15 protein-coding genes are annotated in these 15722 nt (G+C 61.4%); 2 read left to right on the top strand and 13 right to left on the bottom strand.

Annotated features, from left to right (window positions below):
• Positions 1–8: 8 nt before the first annotated feature.
• From menH to idnO, 5 genes are all read right to left on the bottom strand, one after another.
• Positions 9–779, bottom strand: coding sequence for a 2-succinyl-6-hydroxy-2,4-cyclohexadiene-1-carboxylate synthase (gene menH, locus ACJ8HB_RS05965; RefSeq protein WP_047571223.1), 771 nt, complete (start codon positions 777–779; stop codon positions 9–11).
• Positions 776–2452 (bottom strand): 2-succinyl-5-enolpyruvyl-6-hydroxy-3-cyclohexene-1-carboxylic-acid synthase, encoded by a 1677-nt coding sequence (menD, locus tag ACJ8HB_RS05960; protein ID WP_047571217.1) that lies wholly within the window; start codon positions 2450–2452, stop codon positions 776–778. Before menD ends, menH begins: the two co-directional genes overlap by 4 nt.
• Positions 2453–2832: 380 nt before the next feature.
• Positions 2833–3144, bottom strand: coding sequence for a stress response protein ElaB (elaB, locus tag ACJ8HB_RS05955; RefSeq protein WP_025303653.1), 312 nt, complete (start codon positions 3142–3144; stop codon positions 2833–2835).
• An 81-nt stretch (positions 3145–3225) separates the two neighbouring features.
• Complete coding sequence (gene idnD / locus ACJ8HB_RS05950; RefSeq protein ID WP_039565013.1) at positions 3226–4257, bottom strand: L-idonate 5-dehydrogenase; 1032 nt, start codon at positions 4255–4257, stop codon at positions 3226–3228.
• 22 nt (positions 4258–4279) lie between these two features.
• Complete coding sequence (gene idnO, locus ACJ8HB_RS05945; protein WP_033648038.1) at positions 4280–5044, bottom strand: gluconate 5-dehydrogenase; 765 nt, start codon at positions 5042–5044, stop codon at positions 4280–4282.
• A gap of 268 nt (positions 5045–5312) precedes the next feature.
• On the opposite strand from idnO, the gene ACJ8HB_RS05940 reads away from it, so the two are divergent.
• A complete protein-coding gene (locus tag ACJ8HB_RS05940; RefSeq protein WP_047571215.1) occupies positions 5313–6296 on the top strand; it encodes a LacI family DNA-binding transcriptional regulator in 984 nt (327 codons plus the stop codon).
• Here the strand turns inward: ACJ8HB_RS05940 and ACJ8HB_RS05935 are convergent.
• Together ACJ8HB_RS05935 and ACJ8HB_RS05930 are read right to left on the bottom strand one after the other, a co-directional pair.
• On the bottom strand, positions 6276–6785 hold the full coding sequence (locus tag ACJ8HB_RS05935) for a DUF1097 domain-containing protein (protein WP_047571213.1): 510 nt from the start codon (positions 6783–6785) through the stop codon (positions 6276–6278). The genes ACJ8HB_RS05940 and ACJ8HB_RS05935 overlap by 21 nt on opposite strands.
• A gap of 130 nt (positions 6786–6915) precedes the next feature.
• Positions 6916–8151: an MFS transporter gene (locus tag ACJ8HB_RS05930; RefSeq protein WP_047571211.1), complete on the bottom strand. Its 1236-nt coding sequence runs from the start codon at positions 8149–8151 to the stop codon at positions 6916–6918.
• 288 nt (positions 8152–8439) lie between these two features.
• Between ACJ8HB_RS05930 and ACJ8HB_RS05925 the strand changes: the two genes are divergently transcribed.
• Positions 8440–9315 (top strand): LysR family transcriptional regulator, encoded by an 876-nt coding sequence (locus ACJ8HB_RS05925; protein ID WP_041036055.1) that lies wholly within the window; start codon positions 8440–8442, stop codon positions 9313–9315.
• Between the two features lie 59 nt (positions 9316–9374).
• On the opposite strand, the gene nuoN is transcribed toward ACJ8HB_RS05925, so the two are convergent.
• The 6 genes from nuoN to nuoI form a co-directional block, all read right to left on the bottom strand.
• The gene (gene nuoN / locus ACJ8HB_RS05920; RefSeq protein WP_033635324.1) at positions 9375–10832 is read right to left on the bottom strand and encodes an NADH-quinone oxidoreductase subunit NuoN; all 1458 of its coding nucleotides are present in this window, start codon (positions 10830–10832) and stop codon (positions 9375–9377) included.
• A gap of 6 nt (positions 10833–10838) precedes the next feature.
• The gene (nuoM, locus tag ACJ8HB_RS05915) at positions 10839–12368 is read right to left on the bottom strand and encodes an NADH-quinone oxidoreductase subunit M (protein ID WP_033648043.1); all 1530 of its coding nucleotides are present in this window, start codon (positions 12366–12368) and stop codon (positions 10839–10841) included.
• A gap of 95 nt (positions 12369–12463) precedes the next feature.
• On the bottom strand, positions 12464–14311 hold the full coding sequence (gene nuoL, locus ACJ8HB_RS05910; protein ID WP_047571209.1) for an NADH-quinone oxidoreductase subunit L: 1848 nt from the start codon (positions 14309–14311) through the stop codon (positions 12464–12466).
• Positions 14308–14610, bottom strand: coding sequence for an NADH-quinone oxidoreductase subunit NuoK (nuoK, locus tag ACJ8HB_RS05905; RefSeq protein ID WP_004936014.1), 303 nt, complete (start codon positions 14608–14610; stop codon positions 14308–14310). The genes nuoL and nuoK overlap by 4 nt, the downstream gene beginning before the upstream one ends.
• A complete protein-coding gene (nuoJ, locus tag ACJ8HB_RS05900; RefSeq protein ID WP_019453717.1) occupies positions 14607–15164 on the bottom strand; it encodes an NADH-quinone oxidoreductase subunit J in 558 nt (185 codons plus the stop codon). The genes nuoK and nuoJ overlap by 4 nt, the downstream gene beginning before the upstream one ends.
• Before the next feature lie 13 nt (positions 15165–15177).
• The gene (gene nuoI / locus ACJ8HB_RS05895; protein WP_025160170.1) at positions 15178–15720 is read right to left on the bottom strand and encodes an NADH-quinone oxidoreductase subunit NuoI; all 543 of its coding nucleotides are present in this window, start codon (positions 15718–15720) and stop codon (positions 15178–15180) included.
• Positions 15721–15722: the final 2 nt, after the last annotated feature.

Raw genomic sequence — 15722 nt, 5'->3', positions numbered from 1 at the left:
CGGTTCCTTTAACCAGGGTTAACGAGAAAGGTCTGCAGCTCGGCGACGAAATCCTGCGGATTGGCCAGATGCGCGTTGTGCCCGGCCTGCGGCACGATGCGCAACGGCAACCCGGCGTCGCGCGCCAGCCGTTGAAATTTGGGGTCGTTCTCACCGCACAGCACCTGCAGCGGCACGGTCAGTTGGCGCAGCTGCGGCGCCAGATAGGGCTGCCGCCCGAGCGACGTGGCTTCGAGCATGTCGGCGATCGCCGGGCCGCTGTTGACCGAGCGCGCGGCGATCAGCGCCTGGCGGTGCACATGGCTAAGCTCTTTGAACACCGGCTGCTGATACCAGTCCGCCAGGACCTCGGCGATCGGCTCACTGCGAAAACGCGCCGCCCACAGCGCATCCTGTTCGCAGCGCCGGCGGCGCTGCTCTTCGTCCCCCAGCCCCGGGTTGCCGCCCTCGACGATCACCCCCTGCAGGCCGGCATGGCGGCCGTGGCAGGCGTGATACATGGCGATGCGCCCGCCGAGCGAGTAGCCCACCAGCCAATAGCGTTCGATATTGCGCAGCTGCAGCGTGGCGGCAATCTGCGCGCTGATGTCGTCGAAGCCGCGGCAGCTCACCGCCACGGAATCGCCGTGGCCGGGCAGATCGATGGCCAGCGACGGCCATTCCGGGCAGCGTGCGGCGATCACCCGCCATTCATTGTTGTTGCCGAGCAGGCCATGCAGCCACACCAGCCACGGGCGGTCCGCTTCGCCCTGTTGCAAAATTCGCGTCGCCAGCATCATTGCACCGCCATCTGTTGCACCAGGTATTGCAGGCTTTCGGCCCCCGCGCTCGACGGCACCTGCAGTTCGATAAGCGTGGCGCCGCCGCGCCGCCAGCCTTGTTCAACCGCCTGTTGCAGCTGGCTCCAGTTCTCCGGCCGCGCGTAACCCAGCTGGAACATCGCCGCCGCGTGGCTGAACTCGACGTTCTGCGGCATGCAGTAAAAGCGCTGACGATCCTCTTCCGGCGTCGGCAGCAGCGAGAAAATTTGGCCGCCGTTGTTGTTGACGACGATCAGCACCGTCGGCGCCGAGCTCTGGCGCAGCAGCGCCAGCGCATTGAGGTCATACAGTGCGGAAAGGTCGCCCACCACCGCCAACGTCGGTCTGGCTGTGGCGCGCTGCACGCCGGCGGCGGTGGAGATCAGGCCGTCGATGCCGCTGGCGCCGCGATTGCTGAATACCGGGTAGGCGACGGGCAATGGCGTTAGCGCATCGATGAGCCGCACCACCAGGCTGTTGCCGAGAAACAGCTGGCCGTTCTCCGGCAGCAGCTCCGGCAGGCGGTGCGCCAGCTGCGCTTCGCCAAAGTTATCGTGCAGATGCGTGGATGCCGCCGTCAGCGCTTTATCCGCCAGCACGGCCAGCCCGGCGGCCCAAGGCTGGCGCGGCGGCGCCGGGTGCTGCGCCAACCACTGAGCCACGCCGGCGCGCAGGCGCCGCCCCCGGTGCTGGGCCGGATCGAGCCGCCCCGGCAGCTCGTCGATGACCCAATACTCTTCCGGCCGGCACTGAGCCTGCCACTGCAGCAGGCGTTTGCCGGTCAGGCTGCCGCCGAACTGCACCACCAGCTGCGCATCTTGCAGTACGCGCTGCGCCTGCGGATGAGCGAGCCACAAATCGGCGCAGGGCAGCGGTTGCCCGGTCTGCGACAGCACGTCGCCGATCAGCGGCCAGCCCAGCGTTGCGGCCCATTCGGCCACCTGCGCGCCCTCTTGCGCGCTCATGCGCCCGGCCAACACCACGCCGCGTTTCTGCCGCCAGAAGAACCAGTCCGGCTGCGGCAATGGCGCCGCATGCGTCTCGCTCTCCTGCAGCCACGGACGATCGCTCTGCCACCAGTCGCCCAGCGCGGCGGACCAATCGGCATAGTGACGTTCGTCGCCGCCGTACAGCGGCTCGGCGAACGGGCAGTTGATGTGCAAAGCGCCGTGCTGCAGGCGCGCCATCGCGCTGTCGACGCTGGAGGCCAGCCACGCGGCCGGAATATCCGGCGTAGGACGCGGCAGATCGATCGCCAGCGTCGGGTGGCTGCTGTAGAGGCCGTTTTGACGGATAGCCTGATTGGCGCCGCAGTCGATCAACTCCGGCGGCCGATCGGCGGTGAGAAACACCAGCCGCTCACCGGTCAGGCCGGCTTCGATCAACGCGGGATAAAGGTTGGCCGCCGCGGTGCCGGACGTGACGATCACCGCCACCGGCTCACGCGCCGCCTTCGCCAGCCCAAGCGCCAGATGGCCGAGCCCGCGCTCGTCAAAATGGGTATGACAGATAAACGATCGGTTAGCCGCGGCGGCCAGCGTCAGCGGCGTGGAGCGCGATCCCGGAGCGATACAAACATGCCGCACCCCATGGCGGGCCAGCGCCTCGAGCAGCACAGCCGCCCACCGGCGATTAAAAACACTTGTCGACATAGTTCGCTCACAAGTCAGTTAGCAGAGATCGTCTCCGGCGCAGCCGACGGACGCCGCGCCTGTAGTTACGCTCTGTATTATATGAGGTGTTATTTTCACGGCTTTTGCGCCAGCGCAAGAACGCCGTATATCCCTGGGTGTTTACACCAGATAATTATTTGATTTAGAACAAAAAACAAACAATAAACACACAAACACTTTACACTTGCGGCGGCGCCGGCTCAATCCGTCCATACAAAAACAAGGGAAATAGAGACGCTCCGACGGCGGCTAGCGGGAAGTATAGGCGGGATAAGGGAAAGCCAGCGGGGAAACGGCGAGATGAACAACACAGCCTGCAGAAAAGCACGAGGCGGCCTGCGCCGCCCCGATGCCGTGATTTATTTACGGGCCAGCAGCAGCCCCAGCACCAGCCCGACGGTGGCGCCGATGCCTACGCTGTGCCAGGGTTTATCCCGCACGTAGTCGTCGGTGCGGTGCACCGCTTCTTTGGCGCGCGCATAGTAGGATTCGCCGGTGTTCGCCCAGCGCGCCTTAACCTCACTCAGCGCCTGCTCGGCGTGCGACTTGATGTCGATGTAGGCCTGATCCGCGCGATCGCCGGTATATTGCAGCACTTCTTCCAGCGTCTCGGTCAGCATTCTCAGATCGTCATCCAGCGTAGTTTGCTCAGCATCCGTATGTCTTGCCATAGTGAGATCTCCGTGGTTGAAAAATTAAGCGTTCCTACACTATAGACAAGGATCGCCGCCTGCGGCCATCGGACTTTTACCCTAAAACACCAATTGCACCTTGGCGGCCTGGCGCTTATCGCCGGCAAACTCCAGCGCCTGCGCCAGTTGCCCGCTGGCGAACTCCGCCGACAGCAACGGCAGCGGATCGACCACGTCGTCGGCCAGCCACGCCACCGCCAGCGCAAACTCCGCCACGAAGCGGAAGGATCCGAGCAGGTTCAACTCCTTGGCGATCAACAACATCAGCGGAAAATCGGGGAAGCTGGCGCCCATCCCCACCTGCACCACGGTGCCTTTGGCGCGGGTGATCTCCAGGCAGCGCTGCAGCGACTGCGGATGCCCCGCCACTTCGAAGGCGACGTCGAAATACCCTTTGTCCTGCTGATAACCGCTAACATCGTCGTCCGCAGCATGCAGGCACCGATCGGCCCCCATTTGCCTGGCGATCGCCAGGCAGCGCGGGCTGAGATCGGCACAGACAATTTCGGCGGCGCCCAGCGCTTTCAGCGCCGCCACCAGCAGGCAGCCGATCGGGCCGACGCCGGACACGAAGATCTTTTTCCCCGTCACGTCGCCGGGCTGCTTCGCCGCGTGGATCGCCACCGCCAGCGGTTCAGCGAACACCATCACCCTGTCGTCGCGATCGGCGCCGTAAGGAATGCACTGCGCGCTGTCCACCACTTTGTATTGGGTAAAAGCACCGTCGACGTGCGGAAAATACATCGCGCTGCCGAAAAAACGCATCTCGACGCATTGATTGCTTTGCTGCGCCAGGCAGTATTTGCACTGCCCGCAGGGTTTGCTGGGATTGAGCGCCACCTTCTGCCCGACCGGCAGCTGCGGCGAATCGCTGGCGACCACCTCGCCGATCACCTCATGGCCCAGCACCATCGGCTGGCGCACCTGAAAATTGCCGACCCTGCCTTCCTGAAAGTAATGCAGATCCGAGCCGCAGATGCCGCCGCGGTTGATTTTCACCAGCGTTCCCTGCCCCCGGTAATCCACTTCTTGCGCAATCACCGCCACGTCGCGTTTGCCATTGACCACGCAGGACTGGGTTTGAATTTTCATCTCAACACTCCACGAAAAAAGGTTACACCGCCGCCGACATGCCGCCATCGACAAACAGCAGTTGCCCGTTGACGAAGGCGGAGGCGTCGGCGGCCAGGAACACCGCCGCGCCGATCAGCTCCTGCGGATCGCCCCAGCGTGCGGCGGGCGTGCGTTGGGTCAGCCAGGCGGTGAAGGCCGGATCGTCGGCCAGCGCCTGTGTCATCTCGGTTTTGAAGTAGCCGGGGGCGATGCCGTTGACCTGAATGTTGTAGCGCGCCAACTCCACGCACATGCCGCGCGTCAGCATTTTCACCGCGCCCTTGGAGGCCGCATAAGGGGTAATGGTGTCCCGCCCCAGCTCGCTTTGCATCGAGCCGATGTTGACTATCTTGCCGCGCCGGCGCGGCACCATATAACGCGCCACGGTTTGCGACACGATGAAAACCGCCTTCTGGTTGACGGCGATGATGTCGTCCCAGTCTTGCTCCGGAAACTCGGTGAACGGGTGACGGCGCTGGATGCCGGCGTTGTTGATCAAGACGTCTATCGCGCCGATATCCGCTTCGATACGATCGATGGCGGCATGCACCGCCTGGGAATCGGTGACGTCGAACGCCGCCGCATCGGCGCGCAAGCCCTCTTCGCGCAGGCGATCGGCGGCATGCCGGGCATGTTCGTCGGTGGTGGCGTTGACCAGAATATGCGCGCCTTGCTGCGCCAGGCCGCGCGCCAGCAGAAAACCGATACCGCGCGAGGCACCGGTGATCAAGACAATTTTGTTATCCAGTGAAAACAGATTATTCATGGTGATTCCCGGCCATCAGGCCTCCAATCGGACAGGCCTCTATCTCAGCCGATTGTTACCGGTAAAAACGTGATGGAAATCACTGAACATCATGTTACGAAACCCTGTTACCCTTAACGTGATCTCACGCAGGCAGCAAGCGGGCAAAAAGCAGTTATCCAATTGAAAAATAGATATTTTCAATAGGAACGCATTCATTGTTATCGCCAAATCGATTTGTTAACATACCGCTATCCGCCCTTGCCGCGCCGCCCGTGAAGGCCACCGAATGAAACACCCCCGCGTTACGCTACAGGACATCGCGCAATTGGCCGGCGTGACCAAAATGACCGTCAGCCGCTTCCTGCGCACGCCGGAAAAAGTGGCGGCCGACACCGCCGAACGCATTGTGCAGGTCATGCGGGAGCTGAACGTCACAGATGCCGATACCGCACAGGCCGGCAGAAAACCGCGCATCGGCGTACTGATCCCCTCCTTCAACAACCAGATCTTCGCCGACCTGCTGGCCGGCATCGAATCCGTTACCCAAGCGCGGGGTTACCAAACGCTGGTGGTGAACTACGATTACAGCCCGCAGCGGGAAGAAGAGCAGATCGCACAGCTGTTGAGCTACCCGATCGCCGGGCTGATCCTCACCGACTCTGCGCATACCTTGCGCGCAGAGACCTACCTCGGCGCAGCCAAAATCCCCCTCGCGCAGGTAATGGATCTCGACGCGCCGCCAGGGCGGATTGCGGTGGGGTTTGATAATGAACAGGCGGGGTATGACATGACCGAAGCGCTGCTCGCCAGCGGCAAACGGCATATCGTTTACTTTGGCGCCATGTCAGACGCCCGCGACAATAAACGCTATCGGGGGTACTGCCGCGCCATGGCGGCTCAGGGGCAAACACCGCGCCAGATCACACCGCATCGGGTCTCTTCGGTTTCGATCGGCGCCGACATGCTGGCGATGGCGCGCGAACGCTACCCGCAGTTGGACGGTATCCTGTGCACCAACGACGATCTGGCGGTGGGCGTGTTGCAGGCCTGCCTGCGTCTCGGCGTGCGCGTGCCGCAGGAGATTGCGCTATCGGGTTTTCACGGCCTGGATATTGGCCAGGCGACCACGCCGGGCATCGCCAGCGTGATCACGCCGCGCTTTGACATGGGGAAAACCGCCGCTGAAATGCTGCTGCTGCGGATCGCGGGCGAACCCTGCGCCGAGCGCCACGATCTGCACTACCGCCTCTCACTCGGCGGCACCGTTTGAGCCGGCATTCGGGCTGACCGGCTGTACGGCACGGGCTTTTTCGCTACGCGCCGCCCACCACAGACCGCTGTTTTTCATCGCATAGCCAAACAGCAAGCCCACCAACAGAGAAAGCGTCACCAGCGGCCAATCTCCGCCGCCGGCGAAGGTCGCACAGGCGCCGATAAAGGTGCCGGGCACAAACCCCAGCCACTGCTGTTTGGCCTGAATGCACATCAGGAACGCAACGACGCCGGTCAGCAGATACCCCAGCAGTTCCCACTGCGGCGCCAGTTCGCTGCCGTGGATGATCGCCATTGCCCAGAAGACGCCGCTGCAGCAGGTTAACGCGCCGATCAACAGCCCTTTCAGCCCGCCCTGCGGGCAGGCGAAATACGCCGTGCAGCCGAGAAAACCGGCCCAACCGATCAGCCCCAGGCTGACGGCAACCCAGCCCCAAACGCCGGAGAGGATCCCGGTAGTAACGGCAATGGCGAAAAGAACGTTCATAAAGTGATCCGCGGCAAAAAGAAAGCGCGCAGTTTACCCGAAAGCCGGTCATTTCATGTGATTAAAATCACAATATAAATGCAATTAAAGAATGATTAATTAAATAAAAGAGACTTAAATCACAAAATTATTAACGTGGGAACCCTACACGTACCGTCATCCATGCCAACAACAGGCATGCCGTGGTGCTGCTCAGGAACAGCAGATGGGTTGCCTGCTGCAGATCAACACGGTCGACGACGATCCCCAGCAAGATCGGCACCCAGTTGGCGATATAAGCGATAACGTAAAACAGTGAAAGCAAACGCGCATGGCTGGCCAGCGGCGAAATCAGGTTTACCAGGGTCGCACTGCCGACGAAAATGGCGCCGTAAGCATAGCCGGCCACCACCAGACCCGCAGCCGCCAGCCACAGTGAATGCCATTGGATCGCCGCAGCGAATACCACCGCCGCCAGCACCTGCGCCAGGCAACCGAACAACAGCGAATGACGGGCGTTAAGTCGGCGGCTCAGGATCTGGCTAATACCGGCGATCAACAGATACACCGCAATCGCATAGCCAAAGACGCCCCGCTGGTGCATGCCTAACAGCGTTTCCGCCACGCTGGGGCCAATAGCCAAAATGCTGGCGGCCAGGGCCCAACAGATAAACAGCGCCCCGGCACAGACAAAGAATTTACCGCCGGTGATACGCAGGCCATCGAGCAGCGTGCTTTTTTCTGTCGCCGTCGGCGCAGCACGGGTCGGCGCCGCGACCACGCCACGCGGCCACGAGAACATCACGCCCAACGCCGCCACGGCGGCAATGACCATGATGAAAGCGAACGGCAGCGTCGTGGGATGAAAACCGGTCTGCAAAGCGATGCCGCTGAAGATCGGGCCCAGCGCCAACCCTGTGGTAAAGGACAACGTGGCGATCAGCGCGGCGTTTTTACCGCCGTCTTGTGGCCCAAAACGCACCAGTGCGATGTTTGCCGCCCCGGTCAATGCCCCGGTGCCCACCCCGGCCAGCAGTCGCGCCATGAGCATCATGACAAAGGTATCCGCCAGCGCAAACAGCAGCGCACCGCTCAACACCACCAGCAATGCCGGCACGATCACGCTGCGCAAATCCTTCACTTTGCCGGCCAGATTGCCGACGCCGAACAAAGAGATCAGTACGCCGGCGGCGTAGGCACCGTAAACGACGGTCAGGCTGACGGAACTCAGCGCAAACTGCTGCTGATACAGCGGATAAAGCGGCGTCGGCGCACTGCTGTTCAGCAATGCCGACATCAAAGCCAGCGCCAGGAACAATAAAATGGTCCTGCGCGACGCCTGAGCATTTTGCGGCGCCGCGATCTGGCTGGCGGTATTTTCTGACATGTTTCAACTCCCAAAGTCGGCAGACGGCGGCCTGCCATCGACATCTTTCTCACCCGGCGGGCCGGGAACGGGGCTTATCATAGCGTTACGGCGGCGGGCGAAGTATCGTCAAGAATGAATCACCCTGATGCATTCTTGCATCACCGGAGAAATAACCGCCGATGTGCAGGCCGCTAGCCGTCTTTCTCTCCCCCAGGGCAGAGCAACGCTTTATGATATAACCCGTTATCATTCGTCCGGCCCGGCCTGTTTCCTACGGCGCCGACAAATCTGCAGAGAGGAAATGGCATGATAAATTGGGACGACGCGCGCTTCTTTTTGGCCGTCGCGCGCTGCGGCACGCTACGCAAAGCCGCCAGCCAGCTGCATGTCGATCAGGCGACCGTCGGTCGACGGCTGTCCGCTTTCGAGGATGCGCTCGGCTCCAAGCTGTTTATCCGCACGCCGAAATCCTTCGCCCTCAGCCCGCTGGGGGAGCAAATGCTGGCGGACGTGATGAAGATGGAAAATGCGGTGCAGGCGATCAACCGCAAAGCCGCCAGCGGTGACGAAAGCCTGAGCGGCAACGTGCGCATCGCCACCACCGATACCCTGGCCGAAGCCTTCGTGATGCCGGCGCTGCAAGATCTGCGGGAACGCTACCCCGCCATCACCGTCACGCTGTTAACGGCGCTGAACATCGCCGATATCTCTTACCACGGCGCAGATCTGGCGATCCGTGGCGCCCGCCCCGATGACGATGAGCTGATCATCAAACGCTTAGCCACCATCGAAATGGGTCTGTACGCCAGCCCACACTACCTGGCACGGCGCGGCATGCCGCTCAGGGGCGAGCAGCTGCGCGGCCACGATCTGCTGATGTTCCCGCGCGAGCTGGTGCCGCGCCACTGGAACAATTTCTGCGGCGAGGCCCTGCACGAGCCCAACGTGGTGCTGCAATGCAATTCGCAGCTGCTGCTGCGTTCCGCTACCCGCAGCGGGCTGGGCATCGGCCTGCTCTCCGCGTTTTTGGCGGACAAAGACCCGGAGCTGGTGCGCCTGTTGCCGGAGAACAAAGACTGGGTGGATATCTGGCTGGTGTTGCATCCCGATTTGCAACGCGCCGCCCGCGTGCGCGCGGTAGTGCAGGCGCTGGAAACCTCGTTTAGCGCCCATTACGGCTGAGTGCCGTTTCCCCATAAAAAAAGGCCGCCGAAGCGACCTTTTTATCGTTTGAAGCGTTATCAGAACGTCGGCTGCGCCATCTGCACCAGCGAAATCAGCGGCTGCGGATAGACGCCCAGCAGCAGCACCAGCGCGGCGGAGATCAGCACCACGACGCCACCGGCGGTCAACGCCCAGTTGTTCGGGGTATCGCGCTGCAGCGATTCCGGCGCGCTGAGGAACAGGCTGACGGTCACGCGCAGGTAGTAGTACAGGCCGATGGCGCTGCCTACCACAACCGCGCCGGTCAGCCACCACAGGTGTGCGCTGACGCCCATCGCGATCACGAAGAACTTGCCGATAAAGCCCAGCGTCATCGGGATACCGGCCAGCGACAGCATCATCACCGTCATCACCGCGGACAAGATTGGCTTATGCCAGAACAGACCGCGATAAGAGAACAGTGAATCCGCATCCGGACCGCGGTACGGGCTGGACATCAGGCTGACCACGCCGAAGGCGCCCAGGCTGCTGAACAGGTAACCGGCCAGGTAAACGCCGGCGGTTTCCAGCGACAGCTGATGGGTTTGCACCGCAATCAGTGCCACCAGCAGGTAGCCCAGGTGAGCGATCGACGAGTAGCCCAGCAGACGCTTGATGTTGGTCTGGCTGATGGCCATCAGGTTACCGAACAAGATAGAGCAGAACGCGATGATCGACAGCACCATGCGCAGCGCTTCGTTGTCGGCGGCCGGGGCATACAGGAACAGACGCATCACGACCGCGAAGATCGCGATCTTGCTGGCGGTCGCCAGGAAGGTCGAGACCGGCGCAGGCGCGCCCTGATACACGTCCGGCGTCCACAGTTGGAACGGCACCAGCGACAGCTTGAAGCCCAGACCGACGATCATCATGCCCATGCCGGCCAGGATCAGCGGCTGATGCATCATGTTTTCCTGCAGGCTCTTGCCGAGGCCGGCCAGCGACAGATCGCCGGATTCGGCATACAGCAGCGCCATGCCGAACAGCAGGAACGACGACGCGGCGGCGGACAGCAGCATGTACTTGATGGCGGCTTCCAGCGGGCGCTTCTGGCGGTAGGCGTAGCCCACCAGGCCGAACAGCGGCAGCGAGATCAGCTCGATACCGATGAACAGCGAAGCCAGATGGTTGGCGCTCGCCAGCAGGATGCCGCCCATGGCGGCGATCAGCACCAGCAGGTAGAACTCTTCGCGGTTATCCGGATAGCCGACCAGCCACGGATAGGCGAAGGTGCAGGTCGCCAGACTCGCCAGCAGCACCAGCCCGGTGTAGAACATCGAGTAACCGTCAACCCGCAGCAGCGGGGTGACGTCCATTGGGCCTGCCTGGCCGACAAAGTACAGCGAAAGCAGCGCCAGGTTGAGACCGATCACGGTCAGGGTGGCGTTGATAAAGTGGTCGCGTCGCCACGCAATGCCTAGCATCACAACCACCACCGTCAATCCGACGATCAACAGCGGCAGCAGTGCGATCAGTTGTTGAGGAGTTATTGTCATGGCGAATTACGGCCTTGTTGTTGAAATTGCTGAAACTGACGAACCAAACCAGTGTTGCACGTTGCTCATCGCCGCGTTGGAAGTATCCAGAATCGGCTGCGGGTAAACCCCCAGCAGAACCAGCAACACCACCAGCAGCAGAATGATGAACAGTTCGCGCGCGGTCATGCCCTGCAGCGGCTGGTCGGATTTAGGCGCACCGTAGTAAGCGCGCTGCATCATGATCAGCGAGTAAACCGAAGCGAACACCAGACCGAAGGTAGAAATCACGGTGATCACCGGCACCACCTGGTAGCTGCCGAACAGAATCATGAATTCGCCGACGAAGTTACCGGTACCCGGCATCCCCAGCGTAGCCACAGCGAAGAACAGCGACAGCGCAGGGATGAACTTGATACGCCCCCACAGGCCGCCCATCTGACGCATGTCGCGGGTATGCAGGCGCTCATACAGCTGGCCGCAGATGATAAACATACCGGCGGCGGACAGGCCGTGCGCGATCATCTGGATCACCGCGCCCTGATAAGCCAACTGGCTGCCGGTGTAGATGGCGATCAGCACGAAGCCCATGTGCGAGACCGAGGTGTAGGCGATCAGACGCTTGATGTCGGTCTGCGCGAACGCCATCCAGGCGCCGTAGAAGATGCCGATCACGCCCAGCCACATGGCGATTGGCGCAAACTCGTGCGAAGCCTCAGGGAACAGCGGCAGGCTGAAACGCAGCAGGCCATAGGCCGCGGTTTTCAGCAAGATGCCCGCCAGATCGACGGAACCTGCGGTCGGCGCCTGGCTGTGCGCGTCCGGCAACCAGCCGTGCAGCGGCACCACCGGCATTTTCACCGCGAAGGCGATGAAGAAGCCCAGCATCAACAGATATTGCACGTTGTGGGACATCGGCGTTTGCAGCAGGTCTTCGTAATCGAAGGTCCACACGCCGGTGGCGTTGTAGTGCACGAACACCAGGCCCAGGATCGCAATCAGCATCACCAGACCGCTGGCCTGGGTGTAGATGAAGAACTTGGTCGCCGCGGTGATGCGGGTTTTACCGTCCGACGCCTTGTGGCCCCACAACGCGATCAGGAAGTACATCGGCACCAACATCATTTCCCAGAAGAAGAAGAACAGGAACATGTCGATGGCGAGGAACACGCCGATAACGCCGCCCAGGATCCACAGCAGGTTGAGGTGGAAGAAGCCCTGATACTTCTGGATTTCACGCCAGGAACAGAGGATCGCCAGCACGCCCAGCAGACCGGTCAACACCACCATCAGCAGCGACAGGCCGTCCAGCGCCAGGTGGATGGAGATGCCGAAGCGCGGGATCCACGGCAGCAGGAATTCGCTCTGCCACTGCGGAATGCCTTTCGGCGTGGTCAAGGTATAGCCGCCCTGCAGCCACAGCTGCAGAGAGAGCGCCAACGTCAGCCCCATTGCGATCAGCGCTATCCAGCGCGGCACCTTAGTACCGAAGCGCTCAAGCTGCCAGCACAGCAGACCGCCGATAAAGGGGATAAGAATTAGCCAAGGTAATAGCATGGCGTTTTGTGTCCCTTATACGAATAATTTCAAACTTTGTACGTAGCGCCTGCCCGGCGCTACGCCCGAAAAATGCGTCTGTTTAAATTATTCAATTAAACCAAAATCAACAGAGCCAATACGACCACTGCACCCACACCCATAGACGCTATATACCAACGCACCTGACCGTTCTCGCTCACCGTCAGACCGCGGTTCCCCCAGCGGGAGAAGACGGCCGGCAGGTTCATCAGCGAGTTCAGCGGATCGCGCTGCAGCAGCTTCGCAATGCCCAGGTACGGCTTGACGAACACTTTGTCATACAGCCAGTCGAAGCCCCAGGCATGGAACCACCAGGTCGAGAAGAAACGCCCCGGCGCGCTGTTGGCGATGTTGTTGACCAGGCTGCGTTTGCCCAGCCACAGCGCGGCCGCCAGCAGAATGCCGACGATAGCCACCACGCCGGAGGTGATTTCCAGCGTCAGCACGCTGCCGTGCGCCAGCTCGGTCGTCTCCGGCAGCACGCCCTGCAACGGCGGCACGATCATCGCACCAACGAAGGTGGACAGCACCAGCAGAACCAGCAGCGGCAGGTGGTGAGTGATGCCTTTACCGGCATGCGCTTTGATTTTCTCTTCGCCGTGGAACACGATGAAAATCATACGGAAGGTGTACAGCGAGGTCATGAATGCGCCGACCAGGCCGGCCACCATCAGGTTGATGTGGCCGTTGGCCATCGCGCCCGCCAGGATCTCGTCCTTACTGAAGAAGCCGGCCGTGACCAGCGGCAACGCAGACAGCGCCGCGCCACCCACCAGGAAGCAGACGTACACCAGCGGGATGCTCTTGCGCAGGCCGCCCATCTTGAAGATGTTTTGCTCGTGGTGGCAAGCCAGGATCACCGAACCGGACGACAGGAACAGCAGCGCCTTGAAGAACGCGTGGGTCATCAGGTGGAAGATCGCCGCGTCCCATGCCTGCACGCCCAGCGCCAGGAACATGTAACCGATCTGGCTCATGGTGGAGTAAGCGAGCACGCGCTTGATGTCGGTCTGCACCAGCGCGGCGAAGCCGGCCAGCAGCAGGGTGACCGCACCGACGATGCCCACCAGGTGCAGCACTTCCGGCGCCATCAGGAACAGGCCGTGCGTACGGGCGATCAGATAGACGCCCGCGGTCACCATGGTCGCCGCGTGGATCAGTGCGGAAACCGGGGTTGGGCCCGCCATCGCGTCCGCCAACCAGGTTTGCAACGGCAGCTGCGCCGATTTACCGACCGCGCCGCCCAGCAGCATCAGGGTTGCCCAGGTGATGGCCGTATCGCCCACCGCCAGTTTCTGCGGCGCCAGGATCATCAGCTCGCGGATGTTCAGCGTGCCCAGCTCGTTGTAGAGGATGAACAGCGCGAACGCCAGGAACACGTCGCCCACGCGGGTCACGATGAAGGCTTTCATCGCCGCCGCGCCGTTGGCCGGATCTTTGTAGTAGAAGCCGATCAACAGGTAGCTGCACAGACCCACTCCTTCCCAACCCAGATACATCAGCAGCAGGTTGTCCGCCAGCACCAAGACCACCATGCTGGCGATAAACAGGTTGGTGTAAGCGAAGAAGCGCGAATAGCCCTCTTCACCGCGCATGTACCAGGAGGCGAACATGTGGATGAAGAAGCCGACGCCGGTGACCACCGACAGCATGGTCAGCGACAGGCCGTCCAGCACCAGGGTCACGCCGATATTGAAGTTGCCGACGGCCATCCAGGTCCACAGGCTTTGCTCGAACAGCTGTACGCCGGCGGCTTTCTGGGCGAAGAAATCCATCGCCACATACACCGTGACCAGCGCAGCCAGGCCGATAGAGCCCACGCCGACGGTGGCCGCCGTGTTCTCAGACCAACGACCGCGGGAAAATGCCAACAGCAGGAACCCGATCAGCGGTAGCAGAATTGTTAAATATAATAGGTTCATCCGCGCATCTCACTGACAGTATCAATATTCAGGGTATGACGACGACGGTAGAGCTGCAGCAGCAGCGCCAGGCCGATACTGGCCTCGGCTGCCGCCAGACTGATCGCCAGGATGTACATCACCTGCCCGTCCGCCTGGCCCCAGTAGCTTCCCGCCACGATAAACGCCAACGCCGCAGCGTTGATCATCACTTCCAGGCTGATCAGCATAAACAGCAGGTTGCGGCGCACCAGCAGCCCGGTCAGCCCGAGCACAAACAGGATAGCCGCCAGAATCAGGCCGTGTTGAAGAGGGATCATGCTTGCTCCTCCGATTTTCTTCTCGCCATTTCGCCACTCGCCGGCGCGTTGCTCAGCACCTCGCCAGGCTTGTGCTCGCGGCCGATATGGAAGGCGACAACCAGACCCGCCAACAGCAGCATTGAAGCCAGCTCAACCGCCAATACGTAAGGCCCGAACAGGCTGATGCCCACCGCCTTCGCATCGACCATCTCGCCGCTGATACCCTGGTCGGATACGCTGCGGATCGCGACGATCAATACCACCAGCAGCGCCAGCGACAGCAGGCCAGGCCCGATCCACACCGTCGGCTTCATCCAGTCGCGCTCTTGCTGCTGCACGTTGCCGAGGTTCAGCATCATCACCACGAACACGAACAGCACCATGATGGCGCCCGCATAGACGATGATTTCCAACGCGGCGGCAAAGTAGGCGCCGAGCGAGAAGAAGACTGCCGAGATCGCCAATAACGAGACGATCAGATACAGCAGCGCATGCACAGGGTTGGTATGGGTGATCACGCGAATCGTCGCGGCCACCGCAATCAAACCTGCCAGGTAAAATGCAATTTCCATGCTTGCTGGCTCCTTAGGGCAACAGACCTTTGACGTCGATCGGTTTGGCTTCGTTTTCGGCTTCGCCTTTGGCTTTGCCGTCAATCGCCATACCGGCCATCCGGTAGAAGTTATATTCCGGATATTTACCCGGCCCCGAGATCAACAGATCTTCTTTTTCGTACACCAGATCCTGACGCTTGTACTCGCCCAGTTCGAAATCCGGCGTCAGCTGGATAGCGGTAGTCGGGCAAGCCTCTTCGCACAGGCCGCAGAAAATGCAGCGCGAGAAGTTGATGCGGAAGAACTCCGGATACCAACGGCCGTCTTTCTGCTCCGCTTTTTGCAGCGAGATACAGCCGACCGGGCAGGCCACCGCACACAGGTTACAGGCGACGCAGCGCTCTTCGCCGTCCGGATCGCGCGTCAGCACGATGCGGCCACGGTAGCGCGGCGGCAGGTAAACCGGTTCTTCCGGATACATCTGGGTTTCGCGCTTGGCGAAGGCATGCATGCCAATCATCCAAATGCTGCGCACCTGGGTGCCGAAACCAACCACTAACTCTTTCAATGTCATGG

It is taken from the genome of Serratia sp. CY27727 (assembly GCF_052169275.1).
Lineage (GTDB): Bacteria > Pseudomonadota > Gammaproteobacteria > Enterobacterales > Enterobacteriaceae > Serratia > Serratia sarumanii.
The sequence above is the reverse complement of the archived record's forward strand: the minus strand, read 5'-3'. Positions and strand labels throughout refer to the sequence as shown.

Excerpts from the sequence above, each read along its gene's own strand:
- menH (WP_047571223.1), bottom strand. The coding sequence starts at position 779 with ATGATGCTGGCGACGCGAATTTTGCAACAGGGCGAAGCGGACCGCCCG.
- menD (WP_047571217.1), bottom strand. The coding sequence starts at position 2,452 with ATGTCGACAAGTGTTTTTAATCGCCGGTGGGCGGCTGTGCTGCTCGAG.
- elaB (WP_025303653.1), bottom strand. The coding sequence starts at position 3,144 with ATGGCAAGACATACGGATGCTGAGCAAACTACGCTGGATGACGATCTG.
- idnD (WP_039565013.1), bottom strand. The coding sequence starts at position 4,257 with ATGAAAATTCAAACCCAGTCCTGCGTGGTCAATGGCAAACGCGACGTG.
- idnO (WP_033648038.1), bottom strand. The coding sequence starts at position 5,044 with ATGAATAATCTGTTTTCACTGGATAACAAAATTGTCTTGATCACCGGT.
- ACJ8HB_RS05940 (WP_047571215.1), top strand. The coding sequence starts at position 5,313 with ATGAAACACCCCCGCGTTACGCTACAGGACATCGCGCAATTGGCCGGC.
- ACJ8HB_RS05935 (WP_047571213.1), bottom strand. The coding sequence starts at position 6,785 with ATGAACGTTCTTTTCGCCATTGCCGTTACTACCGGGATCCTCTCCGGC.
- ACJ8HB_RS05930 (WP_047571211.1), bottom strand. The coding sequence starts at position 8,151 with ATGTCAGAAAATACCGCCAGCCAGATCGCGGCGCCGCAAAATGCTCAG.
- ACJ8HB_RS05925 (WP_041036055.1), top strand. The coding sequence starts at position 8,440 with ATGATAAATTGGGACGACGCGCGCTTCTTTTTGGCCGTCGCGCGCTGC.
- nuoN (WP_033635324.1), bottom strand. The coding sequence starts at position 10,832 with ATGACAATAACTCCTCAACAACTGATCGCACTGCTGCCGCTGTTGATC.
- nuoM (WP_033648043.1), bottom strand. The coding sequence starts at position 12,368 with ATGCTATTACCTTGGCTAATTCTTATCCCCTTTATCGGCGGTCTGCTG.
- nuoL (WP_047571209.1), bottom strand. The coding sequence starts at position 14,311 with ATGAACCTATTATATTTAACAATTCTGCTACCGCTGATCGGGTTCCTG.
- nuoK (WP_004936014.1), bottom strand. The coding sequence starts at position 14,610 with ATGATCCCTCTTCAACACGGCCTGATTCTGGCGGCTATCCTGTTTGTG.
- nuoJ (WP_019453717.1), bottom strand. The coding sequence starts at position 15,164 with ATGGAAATTGCATTTTACCTGGCAGGTTTGATTGCGGTGGCCGCGACG.
- nuoI (WP_025160170.1), bottom strand. The coding sequence starts at position 15,720 with ATGACATTGAAAGAGTTAGTGGTTGGTTTCGGCACCCAGGTGCGCAGC.